General features: G+C 48.4%; 4 protein-coding genes and 1 pseudogene. All 5 read left to right on the top strand.

All coding sequences use genetic code 11. From position 1 onward, the window contains the following. Positions 1–251 precede the first annotated feature (251 nt). The gene (locus tag KDK15_RS18355; RefSeq protein ID WP_257296842.1) at positions 252–494 is read left to right on the top strand and encodes an Arc family DNA-binding protein; all 243 of its coding nucleotides are present in this window, start codon (positions 252–254) and stop codon (positions 492–494) included. Positions 495–664: 170 nt separating this feature from the next. Then, positions 665–1138 carry an AAA family ATPase gene (locus KDK15_RS18350; protein WP_306800393.1) on the top strand — a complete coding sequence of 158 codons (474 nt, stop codon included), beginning with the start codon at positions 665–667 and terminating at the stop codon, positions 1136–1138. 2 nt (positions 1139–1140) lie between these two features. After that, complete coding sequence (locus KDK15_RS18345; protein WP_257296841.1) at positions 1141–1470, top strand: ParB N-terminal domain-containing protein; 330 nt, start codon at positions 1141–1143, stop codon at positions 1468–1470. Continuing rightward, positions 1365–1598: pseudogene (locus KDK15_RS21605) on the top strand (DNA cytosine methyltransferase); the annotation flags it as partial. The gene KDK15_RS18345 and the pseudogene KDK15_RS21605, both read left to right, overlap by 106 nt. 722 nt (positions 1599–2320) lie before the next feature. Continuing rightward, a complete protein-coding gene (locus tag KDK15_RS18340) occupies positions 2321–2806 on the top strand; it encodes a phage terminase large subunit family protein (protein ID WP_373691407.1) in 486 nt (161 codons plus the stop codon). Positions 2807–2881: the final 75 nt, after the last annotated feature.

Below are 2881 nucleotides of genomic sequence, written 5' to 3'. Positions count from 1 at the left end.
CAGGGCCTTCAATTCTTGCGGGCTGCTAAAGTCACCGTTTCGCAATGCTTTATAAACGGCATCAATGGCAGCTGCATCATTAGGGTATTTCTTGGCCGCGTCGTGAAACGGCTTCCTGATGATAACGTGCATAGTGGTCTCTAAGTTTACTTATTGTGAACTTTAGCATGGGGCTGACTGGTTTACAAATTGTGAATGTTGCTTTTATATACAGGGAAGCCATATTGCCATCATGACAATCGAGGTCGTTTATGCCATCACTAACCATAAAAAACATCCCTGATGCCCTGTATGACAGCCTGAAAGAGTCTGCTTTAGCGAATAGCAGAAGCATCAACAGTGAACTGATTCATGGTCTTGAACAGGCGTTACTGCCTAAACGAATAAATGTATCTGAATATTTGCAGAGAGCCAGAGAACTGCGCCGGGGTATCGATCCAAGCCTCATTGATATTGACGATATTCAAGATGCAATCAATAAAGGCCGAGCATGATTTTAGTGGATACCAACGAGCTGGTTTATTGATGCCCACTGCGAAATTCACACTCCAAAGCCAGCTCTGAAGGCTCAGGAGCGGCCAGTGAATCAGCGTGGGCTTTTGCTGGTGTCATTTCTGCCAAGAGATATTTTTCAGAATAAGGCAGATTTAGCCATGTTAAGGAGCTGGTTAAAGGTGCGAAGCCAATTAACTGGCTGATCAAGGGTTTTCTGGAAATGGATAGCCTTTCCCTGATGTTTGGCGAGCCAGCCTGCGGCAAGTCCTTTGCTGCCATTGACCTTGCCTGTTGTGTCGCCACCGGCAACGAGTGGCACGGCAAGCCGGTCAAACGACAGGGCCCGGTTTTCTATATTGCCGGTGAGGGCTTTAATGGTCTTTCCCGGCGTTTAATGGCGTGGCAGGTAGCGCACGGTTATAACCTGCGTAATGCGCCGATTTATATCAGTCAGTGTGCCGCCTCTCTGACTGACTTGGGTAATGCCCGACTGGTGAGCGCCAGCATTGAGGAAATTGTGGAAGAAACCGGCGGCGTTATCCCCTCCATGATTGTCATCGATACCCTGGCCAGAAACTTCGGCCCTGCGGATGAGAATGCCACCCGGGGCATTGAGAAGATGGCAGGCAAGATAAGGCGCTAAGGATGGCAGCAAAGAAATACAAAATGGTAGAGAAGAAGGTCAGCGACCTGATCCCGTATGTGAACAATTCCAGGGTTCACGATGAGGAGCAGATTATCCAGATTTGTTCGTCTATCCAGGAGTTTGGCTTTACTAACCCTGTGCTAATTGACGAAGAAAAGGGCGTTGTTCTGCTTTTTCAACGGCAGGCAAGCGAGACAAAAACTGGGGCAAGGCGAAGAAGTACAGCGACACCAGCCAGGAGAATGTTGAGGACTTGTTCTTTGAGTACATCCGCATTCTTCAAGAGGTTAAGCCCAAGGTCTTTGTCGCTGAAAACGTGGCCGGGTTAAGCAGGATGATGCTTTCAAGGCGGGGCGGATTATTCGAGATGAACTGCTGGCCATTCCTGATCGAATGGCGGATGTGCTGGCAGCGGAGGAAGATCCCAGAAAAGTGGGGGAGCTGCAGGAAGAATTAGAAGTGATACTCAACAAACTTGTCGGATGCAATCAATAAAAGTTGCTTCAGGTGAAACTGGCAAGGTGCATGGCAAAACCAGTCCTACGCACTACAGACTTACGCCTAGTCGTTCTGTGGTGGGAGCTGAAGCAGTGCGATTATCCTATATAGCGGGCGTGTTGTTAGCTGGTATTCTTAATGAAGAAAGCCTTTGAGCTGGTGAACAACGCCCCGCAATTGCAGCGGGGACAGTCGAACCAGACTGAGGCTTTTTTTTGGCCTTTGCAAAGTTTGTGTGGACTGATCAGCAGATAAAACAACGCCCCGGTCAACGGGGCGACAATCTCAGCACTTCCAGATTGTTATTATTATTTCCTTAGTGGCCATCCTTGGCCGGTACTTCCATCCTGGAACTGATACTGAGCAATTTTCCTTAACACCCTTTATCTTCCATTTAGCGTGCCAACTTTAATTATCACCCTATTCCCAAGGGCTAACGAAAATACTGGGTGTTTACAGAATATTTAGATTTGGGTAGCTGTTACGGCTATTTGTCACGGATATAAACAAACAAGTGTATGAATAGTCCTTATGTTTCAGGCTTTTTTGTGGGATTGAAGCCTGATACTCGGTTGACTGTGTCTGAATGGGCAGACCAGAAACGGATTCTTCCAGCCAAAGCCACCAAGGAAGCTGGCCGATGGCGTACAGCCAAGACTCCTTATCTGAAAGAAATTATGGATAGCAGCAGGTCTGCGCTCTATGCCAGCCCGATTTCTGTTTATGGATGAGGTGGATGCCTACGACGATGATGTGGATGGTAAGGGCAGTCCCATCAATCTGGCCATAAAGCGAACGGCCACCTTCAGTCGTAACCGAAAAATCCTGATGGCCAGCACGCCGAACATTGCTGAAACCAGTAAGATTGAAGCGGCTTATGAGGCCAGCGATAAACGACGCTATCTTGTTCCCTGCAATAGCTGCGGAAACTACCAACCAATCGTGTGGGCTCAGATCATTTTTGATAACCACGATCCCGCCACGAGTCGCTTTGAATGCGTTCACTGTGGCCATAAGCACTATGTGAAAGATAAGCCAAAACTGCTCAGTAATGGCCATTGGCAGGCTGAAACTGAGAAGAGTAGTAAGGTTGCCGGTTTCCATTTGAGTTCGCTTTACAGCCCTAATGGCTGGTACAGCTGGCAGAATGCCGTTGAAGACTTTTAGCAAAAACGTCGTAAACCCTTGCCCAATGCGGGCGGGGATATAAGACGGGAAGGCCGGGCCGCGCAGGCGTAGAGC

This window comes from Endozoicomonas sp. YOMI1 (assembly GCF_024606345.1).
Taxonomy (GTDB): Bacteria; Pseudomonadota; Gammaproteobacteria; order Pseudomonadales; family Endozoicomonadaceae; genus Endozoicomonas.
This window is presented reverse-complemented; position numbering and strand designations above follow the sequence as displayed.

Excerpts from the sequence above, each read along its gene's own strand:
- KDK15_RS18355 (WP_257296842.1), top strand. The coding sequence starts at position 252 with ATGCCATCACTAACCATAAAAAACATCCCTGATGCCCTGTATGACAGC.
- KDK15_RS18345 (WP_257296841.1), top strand. The coding sequence starts at position 1,141 with ATGGCAGCAAAGAAATACAAAATGGTAGAGAAGAAGGTCAGCGACCTG.